Raw genomic sequence first — 25,934 nt, forward strand, 5'->3', positions numbered from 1 at the left:
TGCGAAAAAATGGACCGCCTGCTCCAATTGGAAGTGTTCGCCAAGACGGCCGAGCTCGGCAGCATGTCCAAAGCTGCCGAAGCCCTGCGCATGTCGAATGCTGCCGCGAGCCGCCATCTCAGCGCGCTCGAGGAGCGCCTTGCGGTCCGGCTGATCGAGCGCAACACCCGTCGGCTGTGGTTGACGGAGGCGGGGCAGGTACTGCTGGAGCGCTCGAGCCGGGTTTTGAGCGAGCTGGCAGAGGCCGAAGACATCGTCAGCGATCGCGCGCTGTCGCCGCAAGGCACGCTGCGGGTCACGAGCTCGCTTTCCTTTGCGGTGATCTATCTGGCGCCGATGCTGCCGGCCTTCCGCGCGCGCTATCCGAAGCTCAACATGCAGATCACCACCGCCAACCGCTACTCCGATTTCATCGAGGCCGGCATCGACGTGGCGATCAGGACGCGCGAGCAGGAGCCGGATTCGAACATCATCGTCCGCCGCATCGGCCAGATGCGGCGGGTGCTCGCTGCTGCGCCGTCCTATCTCGCAAGCTGCGGCGAGCCGGAGCAGCCGGTCGATCTCGCGCGCCACAACATGCTGGTCTATAACCTCGCCAACGATCCCTATTCGCTGCGCCTGCGCAAAGGCAACGGCGCGCAGACTGTCCGCATCACGCCGACGCTCGACAGCAATGACGGGCAAGTCATCCGCGGCGCAGCACTGGCGGGGCTCGGCATCCTCATCCAGCCGCTCTATATCGTGCAAAGCGACATCGCGGCGGGCCGTCTCGTCCCGGTTTTGATGGACTGGGAGCTGCCGCTGCTGACGATGAACATCGCCTACCAGAACCGTGCCGGACTGCCCGCCAAGATCAGGGTCTTTTCCGACTTCCTGGTCACCCACATCCGCGAGCATTCGCAGCCGGGGATCTGGATCGACGCGGCGAAGTGAGCGACATTTTCGAATTCAGCCACCGCGCTAGCTGGCGGCGAAAGGATTGGTTCGCGGTGACAAATCAGTCGATGGAAATTTGCTGGTGAGGGCGCGGGTCTTGGGTTGGACACGCGATCCGTCGATCACCTCGAGCCGGCCGCAGCGGTTCAAGGTGTGCAACTTCCTGCCGGGCCATGCTGGCCCTGGCCGAAGAGAGTGGCGGATGATCTGCTTGAACGTCGTCGGCGAGAGTTCGACGATTTCCGCCAGGGCAAGCGCTGCCCCGTATCCGCCGGCACAGTCCTGGACCGGGCGCCACAATTCGTCATTGATGGTGACGAAATTCCCCGCAGGCCGCGTGGTCGCGCGATCGATCAGCACGGGATTGCTGGCATGCGGCAACCACGGGCCCATGAGGTGCTCGGCGTAATAGATCGCCAGCGAATCCGAATAGCCGCCGGTGCCGTCGCGCCAAGCCCCGAACAGATAGTTCAGGCGGTTGTGCCGCGTGATCGTGGCATCGGCCAGCTCGACGCCCGAAAGCAGCGTCGCATGCCGCTCCCATTTGTCCGGAAACCGAACGCATTTGTAGATGGCGACGTCCCCATTGGTCGAGCTCTCCGGGATCATCCACAACGCGCCATCGTCCTCGATCAAGAACGGATAGGAGAGGTGCCAAGGCTCGTTCAGCACGGGCACAACCTCTCCGACGGGACCGGCATCGTCGAACTCGATTGCCGAAATGATTCCTTTTCCAACCCGGTGATCGAGGTCTTCAAAGAAGACGAATGTTCGCCCCTGCCAGGTGATGGGGAAAGGATCGGCGTAGAAGTGGTTTCCGGGATCGGCAAGGACGTTCCAGCGGGACCCCGACAGATCTCCGGTCTGCCAGACGCCGGCGCCATCATTAAAGCGCCATCCGACATGCCAGTGCGGGGCATAGCAGCAGAGGCGATAGATCTCCTTGGCGATCGATGTCGCTAGGCCGCGCGCGACGTACGCCGCCGGCGGGCGGCCGTTACCAATTCGGGCCGGTCGTGCCATCAGCGGCACGATGCGCGGCCGTCCCGACAGGATGGCCGCCACCATGGTCAGGGTTCGCGCCATGACGGTCTCCAGTCCGCCGCTCAGACCGGCCGCGATTTCGGCGGAGGGGTGGCCGCGATCGAGGACGGCACCGTCGACCTCGTCGACGATTTCGATCACCGGCAGATCGCCGGCGAGAATGGCGGCAAGAGCTGCGTTTTCGCCTGCGACTCCATTGAACAGCGGGCGGAGATACTGCCGGGCGGAGCAGTTCGGATCCCGCGCGCCACCGGTGAAATCGACGATGACGTCTGCCGTGCCGGCGCGAGCCTGCATTCGTTCGGGACTGATCTTCAGCCTGTCGGTGCCGCTGTGCTTGCCCTTGTGCAACACCAAACGTTCGAGCTCGAACAGCATGTCGAGACCGGTCGGCCGCGGCTCCGCCGTTGCCGTCCATGCGATCTGGACCGGTACATCCCGGCCGTCAACCGACAGCGTGTCGCGGCCCATCCACTGCCGCGCATGCTCAATTTCACAGCGAAACTCGATGGTCATGTCGAGCCGATCCGTTTCAATGCGTCCCGATCAGATGACCTGGCCGAGAATTCGAACGTATTCCTCCACCATGGCGTCCACTGAATAGCGCAGCTTCAGGCCTTTGGCGTTTTGCCGCAGTTCGTCGCTCAGTTTTTGGTCCGTCAGGAGCCTGGAGACCGCGGCCGACAGCTTGGTATGATCGGCGGCATCGACGAACAGCGCTGTCGGCTTTCCCTCGACGGACAACACCTCGCGCAAGACCGGGAGATCGGTGACGACCGAGGGAACGCCGGCGTTTGCGGCCTCCACAGCGGCGAGGCCGAAGGTCTCCGCCTGCGTCGGAAATACGAACACGTCGAGAGCGGCGAGAAACTCCGCCATCTGGCGCGGGGTGATTTCGCCGAGCAGATGCAGTCTGTCCGATACTCTCAGCTCGTCCGCCAACTGCCGCAGCCGGGCCTCGTCGGCTCCCTGGCCGGCCAGTGCGAGGTGCCAGGAGGGTTGATCCGGCAGCAGCCGTATCGCCGCGTCGAGCCGCTTGTGCGGGTGCAATCTTGCTGCGCAGCCGAGCAGGGTGCTTTCCGGCGGCAGATTGAATTTCTGTCGCGCAGCTTGCTTCGTCAGGGTGAGCGCCTTGTCGTCGAAGCCGTGCGGGACGTGCACCATGCGCGCCCGATAAGCTTTGGGGTAGCGCGAATACTCGCGCTGCATGTCCTGCGAGTTGAGCGTGATGCGGTCGAAGAAGCCGAGGCTGCCCATGACGATGTCGGCGGTGCGGACCGGCCAGCTCATCGACAGCGCGGATGAAACCTGATTGGCGATGACAGGCACGCGGCAGATCAGGCGCGCCACACCGGCGCCGATGACATTGCCGAAGTGCTGAAAGGTCAGAACGGCGTCGGGCCTGGTGGCCCTGAGATGGCCGCCGAGCGTCCACAGCATTTGCAGCAGCGCCAGCGGATTTCCCGGCCGGCTCGACGCGCAATAGATGGTGTCGGGCGGCTCATCGAACGAATCCGACTTGCGGAAGAAGAACAGATTGGTGACGCGATAGCCGCGGGCGGTCAGCCCGGCGCCAAGCAGGCGCGAGATCTCCTGCGCACCCGCGTTCTCCGCCTGGGTCTGTACGAGAAGCACGTGCAGCTTTCGTCCGCCACCGTTGGGTGGCGCGAGTGCTGTCGCAGTGGTCTCGCCCAACGCCTTGTTTGGCTGGTAATGGAGCACGGATCCCGACCCACTAGAGAAACGAATTTTTCGCATTCTTAACTCCGTGCTTACCATGGAGGCCTCGCGCGGACACCGACTAGCAATAAACGGAGTTAATGTGCGCCCTGCCGCAAGGGCACGGTTCGCGAGGGAATTCCGCTGGTTCCGGACGAAGTGAAGCGAGCGCGTTAACCAATTGGTCATGACCGCGCCAGGCGCGGGTAACCCCGGATTAACCATAGATATTTACGTTGGAGCAGGCACTGAACAGTGTTCGCCAGTTGAATCCGAGTAAAATCCATGACGTTCGGTCGCCGCGCAGACCCGACAAGCTCCGGATCGACCGGTGTTGCCGCGTCGTGGCAGACTCAAAATGCGTCGAGCGGCGAGTCGCGCGAGTCCGCCGCGCGCTTGGGCGGTGCGCTCACGGCCGCGGGCGCGCTCTCCTTCATGCGGGACAACGCTCGCCGCATCCTGACGCTCGCTCTCGCGATTTTTGGCCTTGGCGTCGTCGTTCTCTTGGTGATCCCGGTGCGATTTGCGGCGACCGCGCTGGTCGTGGTCGATCCCCGCGAGCAACGCGTGACCTCGGAGCAGGACGTTCTGCCGGGCATCGGGCAGGATAGCGCCGCGCTGCAAAGCCTGGTCGAAGTGGCGAAGTCCGACGGCTTTCTCGAGCCGCTGATCGAGCAGCTCAAGATTCGGGATGACCAGGACATTTCCGGGGGGCATAGCGACCCCGCGCGCCTGCTCGAGAGATTCCGCAACCGCCTCGACATTTCCCGTCGCGGGCTGACCTATGTCATCGCCATCCGCTTCACCTCCAACCGGCCGGAGCGGGCGGCCTACTACGCCAATGCCATCGCCGAGGCGTTCGTCGCCAGCCAGGGCCGCAGCCGCACCGATGCGACCGACGAGGCCGCCGACTGGCTCAGTGGCCGGCTCAAATCATTGAACGAACGGTTGAAGGCGTCAGAGGACGCCGTCGCCACGTTCAAGCTCGAGCACAGGATCGTCAACGCGGGCAAGGATTCCACCACCCAGCAATTGCGGGTCACCGAACTGTCGCAGCAGGTTGCCGCTGCGCGGGCCCGGACCGAAGAGGCGAAGGCCCGCTACGAGCAGGCACAGCGCGACGTGAAGGCGAATGTCGATAGCCCCGTCAAGCAGGATCTGCTGAGCGCCCTGCGCGCACAGCGGTCGGCGCTCAATGACCAGATTGCGCAGAAGCGGGCGGTGTTCGGCGATCGTCATCCCGACCTCGTCATGTCGTACAGCCAGTTGACCGATCTCAACAGGCAGATCGAGGTCGAGCGGACGAAGGGCATCGATACCGCAAAATCGGAATACGAGGCCCAGCGCGAGCAGCAGAAGGCGCTGGAAGGCCAGATGAAGGCGGCGGAATCGCAGCTTCTGGTCGATGGTCAGGCTCTGGTCCGCCTCCAGGAGCTGCAGCGCGACGCCGAGGCCAACAGAAACATCTACGAGCAGTTCCTCTCGCGCTCCAAGACGACGAACGAGCAGCGCCTCTTGCAGAGCTCCCAGACGAAGATTGCGTCGTCCGCCATTCCGCCGCTGCGCTCGACCCTTCCACCGCTGTCTTTGCTGCTCGCCGCTCTCGCGATCGGTTCGCTGCTGACATCGACGGCGGTCGTTGCCGCCACGGGACGCGGATCGGACAAATCCGTTCCTGATACCCGCGACCCCGAGTCGGCTCCGCGCCAGCCCGCGACCTGGTCACGTCCGCCGGTGTGGGCCCGCATTCCCGACCTGACGCCTGGCGAAGTCCCCAGAAACATCTGGCAAGCTCCGGTGTCCGCGACGACCGAACTCGATCTCGGTCCCCATCTGCGTCCGCTGTTGGAGCGGCTGGAGAAGGTGCCGGGACCTCGTGGCAAGGTCGTCCTCGTGATGTCGGTCGGGCAGCGCGCCGGCGGCAACACCGTCGCGCGGTCGCTGAATCGATGGGCTGTGAACACTGGGAGGCTGAGCGTCCTGATCCGGGTCGAGCCGGATCTCGGCGGTGCCGGGGCCGGCCTCGCCAAGGGCCAGGCCGACGGCATGACCACTGCAGATTTCCGCAGCGTCGATGAGCTTCTGAGCGCCAGCAAGAGGCCGGGGCCGCCGCCCGCGGACGATATCCGTTCGGAGTTCGATCTGATCGTCGTCCACGCCACCTCCCTGGCGTTGCAGCCGGAAGCGGCAGCGCTGGCTGCTCACGCTGATCTTGTCATGCTGGTCGCGCGCGAAGACGCAGTCGACTCGGCCGCCATGCGCAGGGCGATCGCTGCGCTCTCCCGGTTTGCCGGCGTGCCGACCGGCATCGTCGTCAATCGTGTGCCGCCCGGCCCGTCCGCGTCGCGTCGCGGCGAAGTGCTGGGGCTGGCTGGTTGACGCCACCCGGCAACGGATTGCCGAGCCGCGCCATTGCCTCGGCTGACCAGAGATCTATTCGCCGGAGTCCGCGCCACGGACCGCGTAGGCGCTAGGCTTCGATGGCGAAAAGCGCAGAAGTCCCAAAATCGAAGGATCGACCCCGGTTCGCCGGCGACAGAGGATGTTGAGAGCGACGGTCGCGAGCGCCAGCGACACAGTGGCCGAGATCGCTGCGCCAAGAACGCCGAGCCAGGGAATGAGGACGAGAAATCCGACCAGCCGCAGCGCTACGTTTCCGGCAATCACGGGGACATACTCGCGCTCATAGCCGGTCAGCTGCAAGATCGCCGCAGAAGGACCGCCCGCCGCCTGGAACGCCGTTCCGATCGCGAGCACGATCAGGACCCAGTGCTGCGCAGCGAAATGTGGCCCGAACAGGTTGAGCAGATGGGGACCTACAACCCAGATCAGGAGAAGTCCGCTGACCACGCACACCGCGGTCACTTCCGCCATGAGCCGCAACGTTCGCTCGAATTCCTGGTGGTTCTTGCTGAAGTACAGCGAGGGGAGCCGACGTGCGCCAAAACTGTACAGTGCGGCCGACAGCATGGCGAAGATGTTGGCCAGGCGCGAAGCGGCAAAGTAAATTCCGGCGGTTGTCGGGTCCAGCATCCAATAGACCAGGATGACGTCGAAATACTGGTTCGCTGCTTCGAGGATGGACGCGACCCAGAAATGAAGCGCGCTCGATCTCCAGCGCGACGTCTCGGACCCCACCGCCGTGCCGCGGAAATCCGGCAGGGTTCGCGCAATCGCGATGATCTGTGCAATCAGTCCGACCGACATGGCAATCGTCATCACGGCGATCAATTCGGCGGGATCGAGCTGGCGATGGCCGCACATGATTGCGAGCAGGAACAGCACGACGCTGACGCGCCAGAAGAACTCCCTGTTTCCTTCCCCCATGAGAATGCTGACCAGCGAGCGAGCGATCTGGCTGCCAAGCATCAGTCCCGCATTCACGGCCGTGTAGGCCGACACCGCGATGACCAGCAGCCACGAGGCGCCCTTGATGTTCGCGCCGATCGCCATTGCGCCGATCGCGATCAGCATCGCGACGGAGGAAATCTTCAGGCTCGATAGCAGCACGCCTTTGGTGAGATCGGGCTGATTTCCCACCCGATACTCGTTCAGAAATCGCACGAGCAGCGATTCCTGGCCGACCAGACCGACGACCGCTGCCATCTGGGCCACCGAAAGCCAGGTCGCAAAGATGCCGAACCCATCGGGCGACATCGTTCGTGCCGCAAGCGAGAACAACGCGAACGCAAGCGCGCCGCTACCAACCTTGAGAAGGATGGTTCCGGCAACACCGCGCGTCACGTCGCGCCGCATGAACTGGACGATGGATTCGATCATGGAAATTTAAGAGGCAACTTTCCTTGAAGAGACACTTTCCGATTACTTGCGACAGCCTAGCATGGCCAAAAACCACGAGTGTTAATGAGCAGCCTCCATGATCCCGCCGACCGCCGCGATGTCGCGGCCATGTCTGTTGCTTCACTATGGAACATCGCTGACCCCATTGTCCCAGATAGAGCAAACTGCGGCCTGATCGCGTGGCGGCATAGCGCCGCATCGACGGCCGATGAGGCGAGATGAGCCGCTGGAATGCGGACCGGCTCGCCGGGAATGGGCCATCCCGAGCAAGGCGCGTGCCGGTTCTCATCGTGCCGGGCAGGTCTCCGCTGCATTAACCGAGATATCGAGAAATGATCGCGTTTGGTCCTGCGATGCGACATCAGGCGAGAGAATTGCACGGGCAATCATCGTTGACCGTGGGAGCCTGGACCATGACGGCGGACAGCAACGTGACGGAGCCGATTGCCGAAGCCGGCCCGCCGACGATCGGCGCCGACATCGCGATCGTGGGCGGCGGCCTCGCGGGCTCGCTCGCGGCGGCCGTGCTCGCGCGGGCAGGGCATCGTGTCGCTCTCGTCGACAAGCGCGCGGTCCATCCAGACGAGTTCCGGGTCGAGAAAATCGGCGGCCACCAGCTGGAGATGTTGCGTAAGCTGGGCTTCCTCGACGCGCTCGACAAGGTGGCCTGCCGATATGATCAGGTGCTCAATATCAGGGACGGCAAGGTGGTCGATGTCAGCGTCGGACGGGCTTACGGACTTCCGTATGCCGATCTCGTCGCCATGGCGCGCAGTCAACTGCCCGATCCGTCCAGCCTGATCGTCGACGAGGTCACGGCCGTCAACTGTAGCGGAGATATCCAGCATATCGAGCTCGCGTCCGGAAGGCGCATGACAGCGCGCCTTGTCGTGCTGGCCACGGGCATGGCGGGCGTTCTCGGCTACAAGCTCGGTATCAAGCGGCGGGTGCTGGCCGAGCGCCATTCGGTCACGTTTGGCTTCACGATCGCGCGCCGGGACGATGTGCCGTTCGATTTCGAGGCGCTAACCTGTTACGGCGAGCGCACGGCGGACGGCATCGATTATCTCAGCCTGTTTCCCGTGCGGGCCGGCATGCGGGCAAATCTCTTCATGTTCCGCGACCCGGCCGATCCTGTTATGCGCGAGCTGCGCCGCGAACCGGAAGCGACGGTGTTGCGCCTGCTGCCGGGATTGCGGCCTTACCTCGGCGATTTCCACGTGATCGACCGGGTGCAGAATTGGGTGATGGACCTGTCCGTCGTGGAAGGGCATCTCCAGCCCGGCGTCGTGCTCATCGGCGATGCCTTCCAGACCAATTGCCCGGCCGCGGGTACGGGCGTTGCCCGCCTGCTGGTCGACGTCGACCGCCTCTGCACTGAATATGCGCCGCGTTGGCTGGTGACCGAGGGCATGAGCCAGGAGAAGATTTCGGAATTCTATTCCGACCCTGACAAGATCGCGGCTGACCAGCAGTCGCTGAAGATGGCGCGCTTCCGGCAGGCCCTGACGTCCCGCAACGATATCGGCTGGGACGTGCGGCGGCGGCTGCACTTCCTGCGACGCACGATCACCCACCGGGTCGATCAAATGCGGCCAGGCTGGCTCTCGCATGTTCGAAGCGCGCTACGCGCCTGAGAGCCGTTGTATCGTCGGGGGGGCCTCGCGCCGGTCAGCGCGTGGGCGTTGACGTCCGCGTCGGCAGAAGCCTGAACTCCGACATTCGCTTGGCGGCCAGTTTGAGCCAGGGAGCCTGTTTCAGTGCGAACAAGGAAATGGCGCCCACGGTGCTGCCGGCCTGCGTGACCGCCCACATCGGCGAGGGCTGCGCGCCGAACAATTTCTTGTAGGGCTCGTCACCGATAGTGAAATCGAGCATCTGATCCCCGCGCTCGATGCAGTCCTTCGCGACCTGCTCGAACATCAGCGCGCCCAGGGACTGGCTCTTGTATCCCGCAATGTCGAAGGCGCTCATGATGACGAGGAAGCTGCCTTGATGGCAGAGCCCGAGCACGGCGGCGATCACCTCGCCATCCATCTTCATGGCATAGAGCCGGACAAAGGAGCCGAGGCCGCGCTGCGCCATCTCGGAATAGAAGCCGTAATATTCGGGGCGCTGGAGCAGATCTCCGTCGCCTTGCGCCTGAAAGCGCGGACCGCGGAATTTGCGCATCACGTCTAGCGCCTCGATCACGGAGGCGCTGTCGCCGCAGCATGAAAAACTCAGATCGCCCTTCTTCTGGAGCTGCCGGGACTTCTTTGCGAGCTCCTTCTGGTAGGAACGGTCGATCGCGCTGGCGCGCCATTGCTCGAACGGCGCGACAAGGACGGTCGCGTAGGCATTGGACTCCATCGCGACACGGCGGGGCGTAGCCAGGAGGTTCTCGATCGGAAGCCGTCCGTCCGGCAGCTTGGTCATTCGGAGCAGATCGAACGGGCGGACGAGGTACCTGATTTCCGCGCACGCACTCTCGTCCTTGAGCAGCTCGGAAAATACCTGCGGGCTGCACACCGGCGCCAGGTAGTCGGAGACGCGGAGGTCTGCGAATTCGATGGTCCGTATCGGGCCGCGCCGGATCCGCAGCAAGGGCAGCACCATCGCAAGGGCGCCCGTCGCGCGGTGGCGGACCACGACAACCAGAGGCGTTGCGCCTGCATGAGACGCGAGCCGGGTGTAGAGGGTGTCGAGCCAGAGCGGATGCTGGAACGCGGTGGCGGCCGAGTTGTCAAACAGCTCCGCGTAATCAGGCGACAGGAAGTCGAATCCCTGCTCGATGGCGATGTTGAACGTGCTGCTAGGTCTGTTCATGATACCAGGGAAACCGGATAGCTCGGGACGGTCGAGCCGGACCTGCGCTTTATAGCAGGGTCGTTACGGGCGAGACACCGGCGGCGTGCAGTTTGCATTAATGCGTCGCGCAAGGCTCATATCGTTAACAAAACATTAATTTCGCAACGGCGTCGCGTCGCAGCGATGGAGATCGACCTGCGCTAGCAAATTATTAACCGCGCTTAAGGAAGGTCATCTCATGGCCAGCCTGCAGACCGAGGTGGATTCCGGAGCACCCGGGAGCGCGATCTGGACGACGCGCAGCGTTGGCGTCGAGAAGATAGCCAGGTTCGCGATCACCTGTTCGATCACCATCAACGTGGTCGCATCGATGGGCATCTTCAACGCCGCGCTACTGCCGGCGGAGCTGAGCTTTCTGCAACAGGCCATAGCCCTTCTGATGTGGGCTGTCCTGATCTACGCAAGTGCATTCGTGCAGCCGCGCCTGCGGTTGCAGGTCAACCCCGATATGGCGGCGCTGGTCGCATTCTACGCCTTCGCAATTGTCTCGGTGTTCTGGTCCAGCCTGAGCGTCGCGGCGATCATGAAGAGCGCGGCGCTTGCGATGACGACGTTCGGTGCATTTTGCCTCGTCACGCGCGTCGACCTGGACGAAATCGTGAAAGCCACGGCCTTTGGGCTGTTCATATTGGTCGCCGCGTCGGCTTTCTGTGCGGTGGCCGTGCCCGACATCGGGATCGATCACAGCTGGATGCACAACGGTCAATGGCAGGGCGTCTACGAATCGAAGCAGACGCTCGGCTTCGTCGGCGCGTATCTGATGTTCTTGGCCTGCTATCGAAAGATGACGGGGCAGGGGTGGCTGGCATTCCTCGCGGTGTTCCTGCTGGCGTCAACCTGTGTCTTCGCGTCGGAATCGCGCGGCGCCGGCGCTGTCGCTCTGGCCGCCTGCGCCATGCTCGTGACCTCGATGTGGTCGGTCGGCTGCATGAGGCTCTATGCGCTCCTGCCGTTCGTCATGTGCATTCTGGCCGGACTTCTGATCCTGTATTTTTACGCGACGGGATACGACGCCATCCATATCGGCGATTCCAGTATCGATTTCACCGAGCGGACCTTCATCTGGCACTACGCGATCAGCCATTTCAACGATGCGCCGCTGCTCGGATTCGGCATCAACGGCTTCTGGACGGTCCCGTCGATCTACGACTATTTCGAACAGAACCACGGCTGGGTGCTCGACAATTATCATAGCGGCTACATCGCGATCCTGATGGAAACCGGATTTCTGGGGTATACGCTCTTTGCCACGAGCGTCCTCCTGTTCTCGCACAAGATCCTCCATCTGATTTCCGCTCGCACGATCGACCGATCGCATTGTGCCCTCATCATCGGATTTGTCGTCCTCAGCTTTCAGACCAATTTTACGGAGACGACGTTCCTTCGTTCGACGATGTTCACATCGGTGCTCCTGGTGGGCTTTTTCTTTGCGACGTGCAGGCCGGTGCGACCGGCGGAATTCCAGGCTTCAGGAATGGAAGCAGTATGACCGCCATGCGCTCGCGTTGGCCGAGAAGCTTCAATCTTGCGGCTATGTTGGTTTTCCTTGCATCGCTGTCCTCCCACGCCCAGGGGGCCGAGCAGGCCGCCTCCCGTGACACGCCAAAACTGGGTCGCGGTATCAACATTCTCGGCTACGATGGAATCTGGGAAGGCGGCGAAAACGCGCCATTTCGCCTGGACAATTTGACCGCGATCAAGAAGGCCGGGTTCGCGCATGTCAGGATCAATTTCTTCGGCTTCAAGTTCATGGGCCCGGGGAATGTCCTGGACGAGATCGTCCTGAGGCGGCTTGACGCCGTCATCGAGGAGGTTCTCGCGAGGAAGCTCGTTCCCATCGTCGACGAGCACGACACCCACCTTTGCCAGCGCGATGTTTCCGAATGCGCCGAGAAGCTCAAGGCGTTCTGGCGGCAGATCGCCGAGCGCTATGCCGGCAGATATCCGGCACTCGTCTTCGAGGTGTTGAACGAGCCTGGTGGAGAAATGACGTCCGCCAGCTGGAATTCGCTCCTCAATGAATGTCTCGGCATTATCCGCCGCACCAATCCCGAACGGCCGGTCATCGCCGCCGTTCTCAACACCGACGAGATCCCCGTCGACGAGCTGGTTCTGCCGGTCGACGACAGGCATCTCATCGTCACGTTTCATTATTACGCGCCGATACGGTTCACCCATCAGGGCGCGCCGTGGTCTCCGACGTTTTCGCGGATCGGGCCCCTGGATTGGGGCAGCCCGGAGGATGAAGCGAAAGCTGCCGCCGATTTCAGGAAGATGAGCCTCTGGGCGGAGAAAGAGCAGCGCCCGGTCTATGTCGGCGAGTTCGGAGTATACGAGCGTGCGCCATCCGACAGCCGGCAGAGATATTTGTCATTCGTGGCGAGAAGCGCCGACAGGCTCGGCTGGTCATGGGCCTACTGGCAGTTCGATCACGACTTCGCGGCGTTCGACAGTGCGCGCCAAGCCTGGAAGCCGGGTATCCTGCGTGCGCTGATGCCGCCGACGCGTTGAAATCGCGTCCCGAGTCCGCTCATTTCGCGGAAGGGGTGCCGGGGCCGGACCCGTCGGGCAAAACACCCGCCACCCCGTCGACCCCATCCCACAAAAATATTCCGCTTTACCGAAATTCGGAAACGGCGTATGTGTCGGCCGTCCCGGCTCAATCCTTGAGGGGCGATCTTGTGGTCGTCATGTTCGCGAGCCGGGCTTGCGGTGGACGCGGCAGCGTTCGGGTACGAGAGGCGTGGGCAGGGCGGATTGCTCTCCGTGAGCCCAAGGCTTCGTTCCGACGAGCGGCGCTGCTAGGCTTCGTCTCGTCTGTAAGTTTCCGGCTCCGTCGACAGGGCTGGAAAAACTGCGGCGAAATGGCGGGCCGTGCGTACGGCAAAACCGTGTGGTCCTGGCCGTCGTTGCTACGGTCAAGCTCTTGCGGATGCGGCACTTGCGTCAACCGGCGCGGCGCCGGTGACTTTCGCGAAGGCGAGGGAGGCCAAAAGGGACTCGGCTCCCGGGAGAGAACGGCATAAGCCGTCCAACCATCGCGCAGGGAAGGCCGAGTGATTGGCTACACCTGTATGCTGCTGTGCGGTTTCCTTGCGCTACATCTTCGCGCAGCGGACCGCGGGTGCCAGCCGGCACCCGGCCTTCCCTGCGCCCTCTTGGATTTGAGGGTGGAGTGACCAAGCAAAGCTCGGGCGAAACGCGCCGCGAGAACGCGGCTGTGCGTCCGCCCACCCCAATATTCCGGTTCGGGCACCGATGACTTGTCCCTAACGCTAGGGACAGACACGTTGCTGCGATCCGCTTAGCATGGCCCGCCCCGGTTGCTCGGGACCGCAGGAGGAAACGCGTATGTCGGACGACATGCCTCTTGAGCGGCGACCGTGTCCTGGGGAGCAATGCAAGCTCGAGTCGGGGCGCCTGATGCAGCCGGCGGAGTCATCGAAGCGGACAGGGAGGAACAGGACATGAAGATCGGTTTCGCGCGAGCCTCGCTTCTTGTGGCATGCGTCCTTTATGGACATGCTGCTCACGCGGACATCAAAATTGGAATCGTGATTTCGGCAAGTGGCCCGGGATCCGCACTGGGCCAACCGCAGCTCAAGACGGTTGCCGCTCTTCCGAAAGAGATCGGTGGAGAGAAGGTGACCTATATTGTCCTGGACGACGAGTCGGATTCGACCAAAGGGGTCCAGAACGCGCGCCGGCTGGTGATCCAGGACAAGGTCGACGTGCTGGTCGGTTCCTCTCTGACCCCGGTGACCATGCCGATGCTGGATGTCGCGCTCGAATCAAAGACGCCGCTGCTGTCGCTCGCCGCCGCTACCGCCATCGTTCAACCGATGGATGAGAAGCGCGCCTGGGCTTTCAAGGTCGTTCCCAATGATGACCTCATGGCGGCCGCCATCCTCAAGCATATCGCGACATCAGGCGTGAAGACGCTCGGCTATATCGGCGTTTCTGATGGATACGGCGAGGGCTACTACAAGGAGGTGAGCCGCCTCGCGCCCGCGTTGGGCCTGACTGTGACCACACACGAGGTCTATGCACGCGCCGACACCAGCGTCACGGGTCAGGCGCTCAAGGTGATGTCGACCAATCCCGACGCCGTCTTCATTGCTTCCGCAGGAACTCCGGCGGTCTTGCCGCAGCAGGCGCTCCGCGAGCGCGGATACGCTGGGAAGATATTTCAGACACACGGCGTGGCCAGTGAGGAGTTCATCAAGCTCGGTGGCGCGAACGTCGAAGGTGCCGTATTCGCGGGCGAGGCTTTTACCATTGCCGCCGATCTTCCCACGGGGGATCCGTTCCGTCGCTCGACGGAGGAGTTCGTGACCGCGTATGAAGCGGCGAACGGGCAAAAGCCCAACATGTTTGCTGCTCACCTCTGGGATGTCGTCGCGCTGATCGGAAAAGCTGCACCGGATGCGCTGAAGACAGCAAAGCCTGGCACAACCGAATTTCGCGCGGCTCTGCGGGACGCACTCGAGCGAGGGCAGAACATCTATCTCAACAATGGGCTGTCGAACATGAGCAAGGCCGATCACAACGGCTATGATGAGCGCTCGGCCTTCCTGATCAAGGTCGAAGGCGGGAAGTTCCGCCTGGCAAAGTAGCGGCGCGCCAATCAGTCTTGTACGAGGGGCGCGGAAAACCACGACTACGCTGATCCTGGTTGATGGTCCGTTTGGGATCCAGAGATGGTTGATCGGGGATAGGGGCGTACCATTCCCGGGCGTTCAGCAGAAAAAATCGATTTTCGATTTTCTATTGACCCCTCCGCGTTGCCTTGCCATCATTCGACCCATGGGTCCGCTTCAGTTTCATATGACCGGAAGCCCCGGAGATGGTCCGCGCAGCCTGACATCTGCGTTGCACGAGCGCCTGCGCGCCGACATCCTGGCGACGCGGTTGCTTCCGGGGCAGAAGCTGCATATCGCCGGCCTCGCCAAGCAGTTTTCCGTGAGCCTTGCCGCCGTACGTGAGGCACTTTCCCGACTGGTGGCCGACGGGCTCGTGCTGGCGTCCGACCAGCGTGGCTTCCGGGTGAGCCCGGTGTCACTCGCCGATCTCGCCGACGTGACGCAGACCCGGATCGATATCGAGGGCCTTGCGCTCCGTCGCTCGATCGAGCGCGGCGACGATGCCTGGCTTGCCTCCGTGAAATCCGCCTGGGCGGACCTGAAGGCGGTTCCCTATCGCTACCCCGACGATCCGACAGTGCATTATGAGGAGTGGGTGGTCCGCCATCGCATCTTCCATCGTGCACTGGTCAATGCCTGCGGCTCGCCGTGGCTGCTCGGCTTCCGCGACGTGCTGCACGAACAAAGCGAGCGATATCGCCGCCTCTCGATCCGCAGGGAGGTCGGCAAGCCGCGCGACGTCGAGGCTGAACACAAGGCGATTGTCGCTGCCGTCGTCAAGCGCGACGCGGATGCGGCGGTTCGCGCATTGGCAAAGCACTTCGGCATCACCAAAGAGTTTGTCGAGCTCGCCGCGCCTCGCATTGCGGAGGTGAACGGCGCGAACTGACGATCCGGAAAAATCCGGCAAAGAAAAACCGAGACCGGGAGGAAACAGATCATGAAACTAACTCGCCGCAAGGCGCTATTGGCGTCGCTCTTCGCAGCCGGCGTGCTCGCCGGCCCTGCCGCCGCGGCCGAAACCATCCGCGTCGGCCTGCCGACCAAGACTTACTGGCCGACGACGATCGCCGAGACGGCCGTGCGGCAGAAATTGTTCGAGAAGGAAGGCATCCAGGCCGAGCTCACGATCTACCGCAGCGGTGCAGAGACGTTCGAAGGCATGGCTGCGGGCGCGGCCGATATCATCCTCGATCCGCCCTCGCTGGTCTCCGCGGGACGCAAGAAGGGTGTGATGTCACGGATCGTGGCCAATGCAGCGATGGGAAATTTCGGCTGGCAGTTGATGGTCCCGACCAAGTCGACGCTCGACGTCAAGGGCCTCAACGGCAAGAAGGTCGCAATCACCGCCGCCGGCTCCGGTTCCGACCTGCTCGCACTGTGGACACTCCAGGACAAGAAAATCGATTTCACGCGCGTCCCGGTTGGGGGCGGCGGTCTGGTGCCGAACCTCTTGGCGGGCAACGTCGAGGCCGCCGTGGTCTATTCGCCGCTGAGCTTCCAGATCTCGAAGTCGGGCGAAGCCAAGTCGATCCTCGATTACGCCACGGCGGTGCCGCCGAACCTCACGGCAGGCTGGATCGTGCTCGACAAATTGGCGGAGACAAAGCCTCAGCTGGTTCAGAAGGCGGTGAACGCCCTCTATGGCGCGGTTGCGTTCATGCGTGCCAATCGCGATGTGACCGTCAAGCTGATCGCCGAGCTCTACGAAATGCCGGCCGAGATCGCCGCCTTGGAATACGACAATACGATCATGAAACTCGAGACCAGCGGCGACATGGGCGCGCCTGACGTGAACGCGGCCGTGCAGCTGTCACTGGACCTCGCCAAGCTCGGCGGGCTCAAGGACATCGTGCCGGTCGAGGACGTCATCTCGACCAGGTTCAAGCCGGTTCCAACCAAGCCGTAACGATGCAGAACTCGCTCGCCATCAAGCTCGCACGGATCGCGATCGTCATCGCGGTCCTGGCGCTATGGGAGTTGCTGTCGCGCACCGGCATCGTCAATCCGCGCCTGCTGCCCTCGGCGTCCGACACGTTTGCGACGCTAGGCGACCTCCTGCAGCGCGCGGCCGTGCGGAAAGACCTGATGGTGACCGCGACCGAAGTGCTGGCTGCGTTCGCGCTAGCCGTCCCCTTCGGTGCCGTGATCGGCTTCCTGGTTGCGGAGAACCGTTACTTCGCTGACGTGGCCAAGCCGCTGCTGTTCTTCGCGTTCAGTATCCCGAAGTCGATCTTCCTGCCGATGTTCATCCTCGTATTCGGCGTCGGCTTCGCCCAGAAGGTCGGCTTTGGCTACTTCTCCACGATCTTCATCGTGATCATGTCGACGACCACGGCGGTGGAGTCGGTCAAGGTCGAGCATCTCACGGTGGCGCGCTCCTATGGCGCAACTCCGATGCAGGCCGCGTTCCGGGTCTATCTGCCGAGCATGCTGCCAGTGCTGCTGGAGGCCCTGCGAATCTCCATGATCTTCAACCTCACCGGCGTGATCCTTGCCGAGATGTACGCCTCTCGCGACGGCATCGGCCACCAGATCGCGACCTGGGGCGAGAACTTTCAGATGAAGCAACTCCTCGCCGGCGTCGTGATGGTCGCCGCGATTGCCATGACTTTCAACGAACTTGTCAGATGGGTGGAAACGCGATGCAGCCATTGGCGAACGTGACCCTGTTGAAGCCTCCCGCGCGCGCCGGCGCGATCGAGGTGAAGAATGTCGGCCAGGTCTTCAAGACCAGGTCCCAGGACGTGGTTGCCCTCGAAGACGTTTCGCTCGATATCAAGCCGGGTCGCTTCGTCGTGCTGGTCGGCCCGAGCGGTTGCGGCAAGTCGACGCTCTTGATGATGATGGCGGGCCTGCGCCAGCAGACCTCGGGCACGATCACGATCAATGGCGCGCCGATTCCGCAGCCCGATCCGGACAGGGTCGGCGTGGTGTTCCAGGAGGCGAGCCTGTTTCCCTGGCTGACGGCCGAAGACAATGTCGAGTTTCCGCTGGCCCTGCGTGGCGTGCCCAAGGCGGAGCGCCGCGCCAAGGCGCAGGATGCGCTCACGCTGGTCGGCCTCGACGGATTCGGCAGGCGCCATCCGCACGAGCTCTCGGGCGGCATGAAGCAACGCGTCTCGATCGCGCGCGGGCTGGTGCAGGACCCGCCGGTGCTGCTGATGGACGAGCCGTTTGCTGCGCTCGACGAGCAGACCCGCATGACAATGGGTGACGAGCTGCTGCGCATCTGGGCGGCGACAGGCAAGACCGTCGTCTTCGTCACGCACAGCCTCACCGAAGCGGTTTATCTCGCCGACGAGGTGATCGTGATGTCGGCGCGGCCCGGCCGCATCGTCGATCATCTCCAGGTCCAGCTGCCGCGGCCCCGCACCTACGAGATGCTGAGCGGCGATGCCTTCGGCAGCTTGCGCGACCGCATCTGGCGGCATATCCGCAAATCGGCATGAGGCGGAGATGAGCGCCAAGCTGACTGCGAAGATAAGTGCGAAGACACTGCGATATCTGATCGTGATCGGCCTGATTGCGCTGTGGGAGCTGCTGCCGCGCACCGGTCTCATTCCCGAGCTGTTCCTGCCGTCCCTGTCATCGACGCTGATGGCCGGATGGACCGAGGCGCCCGAATACGGTCATGCGCTCGCAGTGACGCTCTACGAAGTCGTGGTCTCCATGGCCTTCGCCTGCGGCGGCGGCATCCTGCTCGGCGCTATCGTCGGCAGCCTGCCGGGTCCGCGCGTCCTGATCATGCCGATAGTGTCGAGCCTCTATGCAGTGCCGCTCGTGATCCTCTATCCCGTCTTCACGGTGTGGCTCGGCATCGGCTCGGAATCCAAGATCGCCTTCGCCTCGATTTACGGTTTCCTGCCAACGATGCTGGCCACCGCCGCCGGCATCCAGACCATCGACCCTCAGCTCCTGCTCGCGGCACGTAGCATGGGCGCCACGCTGAGCCAGCGGCTGGTTCGCGTCATCATTCCCGCGGCGATTCCGACCGTGCTGTCGGGGCTCCGCGTGGGAGGCGCGCTGGTCATCGTTGGCGTCGTCGTCTCGGAGATGCTGATCTCCTCGGCCGGCATCGGCTATCTGATCTCGCGCTACCGCACGATCCTCGACAGTCCGCACGTGTTCGCCGGCGTCCTCCTCGTGCTCTTCATGGCGATCGCCTTCAACGCCGCGATCCGGTGGATCGAGCGCAAGGCGGCGATCTGGCAGACCGGCACGCGCGCTGGTCAGGCCAACGATGACATCGCTTCGGGCGCGATGCAGCCGGCGACCTGAGGGAATTTCGCGTGTTCGATCTGACCCTGTCATTCGACAACGGCCCCGATCCCAACGTGACGCCGCGCGTGATCGACATTCTCGGAGAGCGCGGCATCAAGACCACGTTCTTCGTCATCGGCGAGAAGCTCGCCGATCCCGCGCGGCATGGCCTTGCGATGCGCGCGCACGGGGAGGGACACTGGATCGGCAATCACACCTTCACCCACAGCGTCCCGCTCGGTGAGCAGCCGGATCGCGATACAGCGAAGAGCGAAATTGGCCGCACACAGGCCGCGATCGGTGATCTCGCCCATCCACAGCGCTGGTTCCGGCCGTTCGGTGGCGGCGGCAATCTCGATACGCGGCTGCTGAAGCCATCCGTCGTCGACTATCTCACCTGCCACAAGCATAGCTGCGTGCTCTGGAATGCGATCCCCCGCGACTGGGACGATCCTGACGGCTGGACCGAGCGCGCCGTTGTCCAGTGCAGCCGGCAGCCCTGGACGCTGATGGTCCTGCACGATCTTCCGACCGGGGCGATGGACCATCTTGAGCGGTTCCTCGACCGCGCCGAGGCGGCCGGTGCCCGCTTCCGCCAGGATTTCCCGCCGCAATGCGTTCCGATCCGCGACGGCGCGATCGCACTTCCGATCAACGACTATGTTTCCTCCATCGAAGAGAGCGTTTGACTGATGAAAATCGCAAGTTTCACGATCGCCGGCACAGCGAGCTTTGGCATTGTCACCGACAAGGGCGTCATCGATGCGGGCAAGCGTCTCAAGACCTGTCCGACGCTGAAGACGCTGCTTGCCAAGGGATCGCTCGACGAACTGAAAAAGCTTGCGGGCGAGAAGCCCGACTACGCGCTGCAGGACCTCACGCTGCTGCCGACGGTCCCTGATCCCGACAAGATCTTCTGCATCGGCGTCAATTACGCCACCCATCTGGCCGAAAGCGGCCATCCCACTCCGCCACACCCGATGATCTTCACCCGCTTCGCCAACAGCCAGGTCGGACATGGCCAGCCGATGATCCGGCCGCTTGAATCCGAGCGCTTCGACTATGAGGGCGAGATGGCGGTTGTCATCGGCAAGGCCGGCCGCCGCATCTCGCGCGACGCCGCGTTGAGCCATGTCGCCGGTTATGCCTGCTACAATGACGGTAGCATCCGCGACTGGCAGCGCCACACCTCGCAATTCGCGCCCGGCAAGAATTTCGCCGGCACAGGCGGCTTTGGGCCCTGGATGGTCACGACCGACGAATTGACCGACGTCAGCAAACAGACCTTGATCACGCGGCTGAACGGCGTCGAGGTACAGAAGGCCCCGATCTCCGATCTCGTCTTCGACGTGCCGGCGCTGATTGCTTACTGCTCGACCTTCACCGAGCTCGCGCCAGGCGACGTCATCGTTACAGGCACGACCGGCGGTGTCGGCGCTTATCGCAATCCGCCGCTGTGGATGAAGGGCGGCGACGTCGTGGAGATCGAGATTTCCGGGATCGGGATTCTCCGCAATCCCGTCAAGGACGAAGAGCCGGCTAAGGCGACGCGCGCAGCCTGATTGGCTGCGCTCGACAACAACAAGAAGGAGACCCTCATGCCGATGCCAACGCATATCCTCCCGACCACGGTGGTCGGAAGTTATCCGCAGCCGGAATGGCTCGTGAATCGCGCCATGCTGTCGAAGGTGGTGCCGCGCACCCGCCTGCACGACATGTGGCGGCTGCCAGCGGAACATCTGGAGGAGGCCCAGGACGATGCGACGATCGTCGCGATCCGCGACATGGAGCGTGCCGGCATCGACATCGTGACCGATGGCGAAATCCGCCGCGAGAGCTATTCTAACCGCTTCGCCACGGCGCTCGACGGGATCGACGGAGACAATCCCGCGATGATCGTGGCGCGCACCGGTAACACCCAGACCCCGGTGCCGCGCGTCGTCGGCCCCGTGAAACGCAAGGGACCGGTCGAGCTGCACGACATGCAGTTCCTGCGCAGGAATACCGATCGTGCAGCGAAGATCACCCTGCCGGGCCCGTTCACCATGAGCCAGCAGGCCAAGAACGAGTTCTACAAGGACGACGAAGAGCTCGCGATGGCCCTTGCGGAGGCCGTCAATGCCGAGGCGCTCGATCTGCAAAGAGCAGGCGCAGACGTGATCCAGCTCGACGAGCCCTGGGTGCGGAACAATCCGGATTCTGCCAAGCGCTACGCCGTCAAGGCAATCAACCGCGCGCTGAAGGGCATCACAGTGCCGACCGTCGTGCATCTCTGTTTCGGCTATGCGGCGGTCGTGCCGGGCTCGAACAAGCCGGCCGGCTATTCGTTCCTCGCCGAGCTCGACGATACGACTGCCGACCAGATCTCGATCGAGGCGGCGCAGCCAAAACTCGACCTCGGCGTTCTGAAGGACCTCTCCTCAAAGAAAATCATGCTCGGTGTGCTCGACCTCGCAGACCCCCAGATCGAGAGCGTCGATACCGTCGCCGACCGCATTCGCAACGGCCTGAAATATGTGTCGCCCGATCGTCTCGTTCCCGCGCCCGATTGCGGCATGAAATACATGCCACGCGTCGTCGCGTTTGGAAAATTGAAGGCGATGTGCGATGCGGCGGCCAAGGTTCGGCAGGAGCTTGGTTGACGAGGTTCGAGCCGTTCGCCAGCGATTGCACGATCTGGGTCTGGTCCGCCTTAGACCCAGCCGCCATCGACGATGTAGTGCTGAGCTGTGCAGGCGGAGGCCTCGTCGGAAGCGAGGAAGATGGTGAACTTCGCGACCTCGTCCGGCACGAGCTTGCGCTTCAGGCATTGTCGTTGCATCAGCTCGACTTCGCCCTGTGGCGTCATCCATTTATCGAGCTGGCGCTCGGTCATGATCCATCCCGGCGCGATTGCGTTCACGCGGATGTTGTAGGCGCCGTAATCGCGCGCCAGAGAGCGCGTGAGACCGATCACGCCTGATTTGCTGGCGGTGTAGGCGGCCATGCCGCCCTGTCCGGCGATCCACGACACCGAGCCGAAATTGACGATGGCGCCGGCGTTCGCCGCCTTCATGTCCGGCAACACGGCCTGCGCAGCAAAGAACTGGTGCTTCAAGTTGACCGCGATACGGTTGTCCCAATATTCCGGTGTCATTTCCTCGGTGCTGTGCCGCTCGTCATGCGCGGCATTGTTGACGAGGATGTTGATTGCGCCGTGCATGTTGCGCGCCTCCGCGACGCCGGCACGTAACGCGGCGATATCGGTCAAGTCGACACGCATGAAACGCGCGCCAAGCCCTTGACTCGACAGCTCGCGTGCCAGGGATTGGCCCTCATCGACTTTGATGTCGAAGAACACGACATTAGATTTCTGCTGGGCGAAGCGCCGCACGATCGCAGCGCCAATTCCAGATGCGCCCCCGGTGACGAGAACGACCTTGCCGGCGAGGTCGGAATAAACGGCAGCCATGGATATCCCTCGATTTGCGTTGGGGCAGCGCGACGCGCCGCCCGACTCTCCCGCGCACCTTAGCGATCTCCTTCGTGAGGTGCATAGATCAGAATTTCAGTTGCGTACCTCAAAAATCGAAGGCAGGATTGCACCAAGAATAAGAGCCGCTGGGAGGAATGTGATGAGACTGCTCGGGAAACTGGGACTGGCCGTTGTCGCATGCCTGTTCGGAGCGAAACTCGCTGCGGCCGATACGACGGTGAAATGGCTGCACATCGAGGCCAATCCGGCCCAGGTCAAAATCTGGGAGGAGGTCGCGCGTGCCTATGAGGGGTCGCACCCGGGCGTCAAGGTCGAGATGCAGTTCCTCGAGAACGAGGCCTACAAGGCCAAGCTGCCGACCATCCTGCAATCCAAAGACCGGCCCAATATCATCTTCAGTTGGGCCGGCGGTGTCCTGAAGACGCAGATCGAGGCCGGCGTGCTCGACGACATCACCGATTCTGTGAAGGGCTACAGCGACAATCTCACACCCGCGGCACTCGCCGCCTTCACCAGCAACGGCCGGGTTTATGGTCTGTCCACGGCGCTCTCGCAGGTCGGCTTCCTCTGCAACAAGGAGCTGATGGCCAAGGGGAAGGTCGATCCTGCCGGGATCAAGAGCTGGGACGATCTGCTTGCTGCCGTGAAGGCGTTGAAATCCGCCGGCGTGACCCCGATCGTGGTCGGCGGCGCCGACAAATGGCCGCTGCACTTCTACTGGACGCATCTTGCGGTGCGCATCGGCGGCAAGGCGGCGTTCGATGCGGCGCTGCGCGGCGAGAACGGCGGCTTTGCCGGGGAAACCTTCCAGAAATCCGGCGAGCTGTTCAAGCAGCTCGTGGATCTCCAGCCGTTCCAGAATGGCTTCCTGGGTTTCAAGAACCCGCAGGCGGTCGGCTATTTCGGGGACGGCAAGGCGGCGATGACGCTGGCGATCAGCACGGTCTATCATCTGCAGCGCGCTCTCGCCGCCGACAAGGTCGGATTGACCGAGGACAAGATGTGCTGGTTCGACTTCCCGGTCGTGACCGGCGGCAAGGGTGCGCCCACCGATACGCTCGGCGGCATCACCGGTTGGCTGATTACGAAAGGCTCGCCGAAGGAGGCTGTCGATTTCCTGAAATACTTCGTCTCCAAAGAGGTGCAGACGCGGCTTGCCGCCGGCAACTTCATCATCCCAGTGGTGAAGGGCGCGGACGCAGGGCTGAACAACAGCTTCATGAAGCTGATCGCCGCCAATCTGGCGAAGTCGAACTACCACCAGAACTTTTATGACCAGAGCCTGGGTCCGTCGGTCGGCCGCGTCGTCAACGACGTCACGGCCGAGATCGCCGGCGGCAGCATGAGCCCGCAAGAGGCCGCCAAGGCGATCGAGATGGCGTGGAAGCAGGGCAACTGACGGTGGCGCGGCGGACCGCGAGCGTGTCGACGATCGGCGCTGCTGGCGAGATGGTGCCCCAGGTCACGGTCCGTGGCCCGAGTTGGGACGGCAGGTTGACGGTGCTCGTCCTGTTCCTGCCGCCGGCGCTGCTATTGTTCACGTTGTTCGTTGTGCTGCCGATCGGCGAAGCAGCCTGGTATTCGGGCTTCAACTGGAACGGGTTCGGCAGGCCGACCAACTGGATTGGCTTGGACAATTACCGCTTCGTGCTGGAGACCCGCGCCTTCTGGCTCGCGCTGCGTAACAACGGGCTGATCATCGCTGTTTCGCTCGCCATCCAGCTGCCGCTTGCGCTCACGCTGGCCTTGATGCTCGCCGAGCGCTTTCGCGGGGCATTGGCGCTGCGCATGCTGTTCTTCATGCCCTATATCCTGGCGGAGATCGCGACCGGGCTGATCTTCAGCTTCGTCTATGATGGCGACTACGGCCTTGTGGCGTCGATCTGGCGCAGCTTCGGCGCCGAGCCTCCGCATCTGCTTGCCTCGACCGATACGGCCATGCTGGCGGTGCTGATCGTGATCGTCTGGAAGTACTTTGGCTTCCACATGATGCTGTTCATCGCAGCGCTCCAGGGCCTCGACAAGAGCCTAGTCGAGGCGGCGCGTATCGACGGCGCGACCCGATCGCAAGCCTTGCGGCATGTGGTCATCCCGCTGCTCTATCCGACGATAAGGCTCTCCGTGTTCTTCGCCATCGTCGGTTCGCTGCAGCTGTTCGACCTCGTCATGCCCCTGACGCGCGGCGGGCCAGCGGACTCCTCGAACACCATGGTGAGCTTCCTCTACAACAACGGCATCTCGCGCATGCGGGTCGGCTACGGCAGCGCCATCGGGGTCATCCTGTTTGCGATCTGCGTGACCTTTGCTTTCACGTACAAGCGATGGTTCATGCGCGATGAGTAACGCGAAGGCCATCCGCGCGCCGTTCGATCCCTCAATGCTGTTCAAGATGGTGTTCCTCGCCGTCGTCGCCATCATCGTAATGGTGCCACTGCTCGCGACCTTGTTCGGTGGCTTCAAATCGCTCGGCGAACTGCGCGTCAATCCGTTCGGCCTGCCACGTCACTGGGAGTGGCAGAACTATGCTGACATCCTGTTCTCTGCACGCTACTGGCAGCTTTTGCGCAACTCGCTGATCATTTCGACCCTCACGGTGGCCCTGACCCTGATCGTCGCCTCGATGGCGGCGTTCACCTTCGCCCATATCAGGTTCTATGGCAGTTCGATGCTGCTGAGCTACCTGACGCTGGGCCTGCTGTTTCCGGCCGCGACGGCGGTGCTGCCGCTCTTCATCAAGGTGCGCGACCTCGGGTTGCTCGATACATATCTCGGGGTAGCCCTGCCGCAGGCGGCCTTCGGTCTTGCGATGAGCGTGCTGCTGCTGCGGCGTTTCTTCAAGGACATCCCCTACGAACTGCTGGAGGCCGCGCTGGTCGACGGCTGCAGCTATATCAAATTCTTCCGCTATGTAACGTTGCCGTTATCGCGGCCGATCCTGGCGACCGTCGGTACCATCACCTTCGTCAACAGCTGGAACGCCTATCTGCTGCCGCTGGTGATGCTCAACACCGACGCGCTCTATCCCTGGCCGCTCGGCATCATGGTTTATCAGGGCGAGTATTCGTCCGAGTGGCATCTGATCCTGGCCTTCATCACGCTTACCATCCTGCCGACGATCATTCTATTTCTTCTGGCGCAGAAACACATCGTCGCAGGCCTCACCGCCGGTGCGGTCAAGGGATGAACGGTACCTCACGGAGATC

22 protein-coding genes are annotated in these 25,934 nt (G+C 62.9%); 17 read left to right on the forward strand and 5 right to left on the reverse strand.

Translation table 11 applies throughout. From position 1 onward, the window contains the following. Positions 1-9 precede the first annotated feature (9 nt). Complete coding sequence (locus N551_RS0125285) at positions 10-933, forward strand: LysR family transcriptional regulator (protein WP_027569281.1); 924 nt, start codon at positions 10-12, stop codon at positions 931-933. A gap of 27 nt (positions 934-960) precedes the next feature. Here the strand turns inward: N551_RS0125285 and N551_RS0125290 are convergent, their stop codons facing one another. Together N551_RS0125290 and N551_RS0125295 are read right to left on the reverse strand one after the other, a co-directional pair. Further along, a complete protein-coding gene (locus tag N551_RS0125290) occupies positions 961-2,496 on the reverse strand; it encodes a hypothetical protein (protein ID WP_027569282.1) in 1,536 nt (511 codons plus the stop codon). A 30-nt stretch (positions 2,497-2,526) separates the two neighbouring features. After that, positions 2,527-3,702, reverse strand: a complete 1,176-nt coding sequence (locus tag N551_RS0125295; RefSeq protein WP_027569283.1) for a glycosyltransferase family 4 protein — start codon at positions 3,700-3,702, stop codon at positions 2,527-2,529. Between the two features lie 282 nt (positions 3,703-3,984). Here N551_RS0125295 and N551_RS0125300 point away from each other — a divergent pair, with 282 nt between their 5' ends. Continuing rightward, a complete protein-coding gene (locus N551_RS0125300) occupies positions 3,985-6,078 on the forward strand; it encodes a GumC family protein (RefSeq protein ID WP_027569284.1) in 2,094 nt (697 codons plus the stop codon). A gap of 54 nt (positions 6,079-6,132) precedes the next feature. On the opposite strand, the gene N551_RS0125305 is transcribed toward N551_RS0125300, so the two are convergent. After that, positions 6,133-7,479, reverse strand: coding sequence for a lipopolysaccharide biosynthesis protein (locus N551_RS0125305; protein ID WP_027569285.1), 1,347 nt, complete (start codon positions 7,477-7,479; stop codon positions 6,133-6,135). A gap of 434 nt (positions 7,480-7,913) precedes the next feature. On the opposite strand from N551_RS0125305, the gene N551_RS0125310 reads away from it, so the two are divergent. Then, on the forward strand, positions 7,914-9,137 hold the full coding sequence (locus tag N551_RS0125310) for an NAD(P)/FAD-dependent oxidoreductase (RefSeq protein ID WP_027569286.1): 1,224 nt from the start codon (positions 7,914-7,916) through the stop codon (positions 9,135-9,137). A gap of 34 nt (positions 9,138-9,171) precedes the next feature. Here the strand turns inward: N551_RS0125310 and N551_RS0125315 are convergent, their stop codons facing one another. Next, positions 9,172-10,308, reverse strand: coding sequence for a GNAT family N-acetyltransferase (locus N551_RS0125315; RefSeq protein WP_027569287.1), 1,137 nt, complete (start codon positions 10,306-10,308; stop codon positions 9,172-9,174). 220 nt (positions 10,309-10,528) lie between these two features. On the opposite strand from N551_RS0125315, the gene N551_RS36235 reads away from it, so the two are divergent. The 11 genes from N551_RS36235 (at position 10,529) to N551_RS0125370 (ending at position 21,898) form a co-directional block, all read left to right on the forward strand. Beyond that, positions 10,529-11,839 carry an O-antigen ligase family protein gene (locus N551_RS36235; RefSeq protein WP_035962326.1) on the forward strand — a complete coding sequence of 437 codons (1,311 nt, stop codon included), beginning with the start codon at positions 10,529-10,531 and terminating at the stop codon, positions 11,837-11,839. Beyond that, positions 11,836-12,861 carry a glycoside hydrolase family 5 protein gene (locus N551_RS0125325; RefSeq protein WP_027569288.1) on the forward strand — a complete coding sequence of 342 codons (1,026 nt, stop codon included), beginning with the start codon at positions 11,836-11,838 and terminating at the stop codon, positions 12,859-12,861. The genes N551_RS36235 and N551_RS0125325 overlap by 4 nt, the downstream gene beginning before the upstream one ends. A gap of 956 nt (positions 12,862-13,817) precedes the next feature. After that, on the forward strand, positions 13,818-14,966 hold the full coding sequence (locus N551_RS0125330) for an ABC transporter substrate-binding protein (RefSeq protein ID WP_027569289.1): 1,149 nt from the start codon (positions 13,818-13,820) through the stop codon (positions 14,964-14,966). 211 nt (positions 14,967-15,177) lie between these two features. Beyond that, complete coding sequence (locus N551_RS0125335) at positions 15,178-15,882, forward strand: GntR family transcriptional regulator (RefSeq protein ID WP_035963101.1); 705 nt, start codon at positions 15,178-15,180, stop codon at positions 15,880-15,882. Between the two features lie 51 nt (positions 15,883-15,933). Continuing rightward, a complete protein-coding gene (locus N551_RS0125340; RefSeq protein ID WP_027569291.1) occupies positions 15,934-16,902 on the forward strand; it encodes an ABC transporter substrate-binding protein in 969 nt (322 codons plus the stop codon). A gap of 2 nt (positions 16,903-16,904) precedes the next feature. Further along, positions 16,905-17,660: an ABC transporter permease gene (locus N551_RS0125345; RefSeq protein WP_027569292.1), complete on the forward strand. Its 756-nt coding sequence runs from the start codon at positions 16,905-16,907 to the stop codon at positions 17,658-17,660. Then, positions 17,639-18,445 (forward strand): ABC transporter ATP-binding protein, encoded by an 807-nt coding sequence (locus N551_RS0125350; RefSeq protein WP_051462902.1) that lies wholly within the window; start codon positions 17,639-17,641, stop codon positions 18,443-18,445. The genes N551_RS0125345 and N551_RS0125350 overlap by 22 nt, the downstream gene beginning before the upstream one ends. Before the next feature lie 7 nt (positions 18,446-18,452). Next, positions 18,453-19,274 carry an ABC transporter permease gene (locus N551_RS0125355; RefSeq protein WP_027569294.1) on the forward strand — a complete coding sequence of 274 codons (822 nt, stop codon included), beginning with the start codon at positions 18,453-18,455 and terminating at the stop codon, positions 19,272-19,274. Between the two features lie 11 nt (positions 19,275-19,285). Beyond that, complete coding sequence (locus tag N551_RS0125360) at positions 19,286-19,945, forward strand: polysaccharide deacetylase family protein (RefSeq protein ID WP_027569295.1); 660 nt, start codon at positions 19,286-19,288, stop codon at positions 19,943-19,945. Positions 19,946-19,948: 3 nt separating this feature from the next. Further along, entirely contained in the window at positions 19,949-20,818 is an 870-nt protein-coding gene (locus tag N551_RS0125365; RefSeq protein ID WP_027569296.1) for a fumarylacetoacetate hydrolase family protein, read from the forward strand. 36 nt (positions 20,819-20,854) lie between these two features. Next, positions 20,855-21,898: a 5-methyltetrahydropteroyltriglutamate--homocysteine methyltransferase gene (locus N551_RS0125370; protein ID WP_197031191.1), complete on the forward strand. Its 1,044-nt coding sequence runs from the start codon at positions 20,855-20,857 to the stop codon at positions 21,896-21,898. Between the two features lie 50 nt (positions 21,899-21,948). Here N551_RS0125370 and N551_RS0125375 read toward each other — a convergent pair whose 3' ends face one another. Continuing rightward, positions 21,949-22,707, reverse strand: a complete 759-nt coding sequence (locus N551_RS0125375; protein WP_027569298.1) for an SDR family NAD(P)-dependent oxidoreductase — start codon at positions 22,705-22,707, stop codon at positions 21,949-21,951. 163 nt (positions 22,708-22,870) lie between these two features. Between N551_RS0125375 and N551_RS0125380 the strand changes: the two genes are divergently transcribed. The 3 genes from N551_RS0125380 to N551_RS0125390 are packed head-to-tail and all read left to right on the forward strand — an operon-like array spanning position 22,871 to position 25,915. After that, a complete protein-coding gene (locus tag N551_RS0125380) occupies positions 22,871-24,130 on the forward strand; it encodes an extracellular solute-binding protein (protein ID WP_027569299.1) in 1,260 nt (419 codons plus the stop codon). A 2-nt stretch (positions 24,131-24,132) separates the two neighbouring features. Beyond that, positions 24,133-25,074: a carbohydrate ABC transporter permease gene (locus tag N551_RS0125385; RefSeq protein ID WP_027569300.1), complete on the forward strand. Its 942-nt coding sequence runs from the start codon at positions 24,133-24,135 to the stop codon at positions 25,072-25,074. Next, entirely contained in the window at positions 25,067-25,915 is an 849-nt protein-coding gene (locus tag N551_RS0125390) for a carbohydrate ABC transporter permease (RefSeq protein WP_027569301.1), read from the forward strand. Before N551_RS0125385 ends, N551_RS0125390 begins: the two co-directional genes overlap by 8 nt. Positions 25,916-25,934: the final 19 nt, after the last annotated feature.

This window comes from Bradyrhizobium sp. URHA0013 (genome assembly GCF_000518345.1).
Lineage (GTDB): Bacteria > Pseudomonadota > Alphaproteobacteria > Rhizobiales > Xanthobacteraceae > Bradyrhizobium.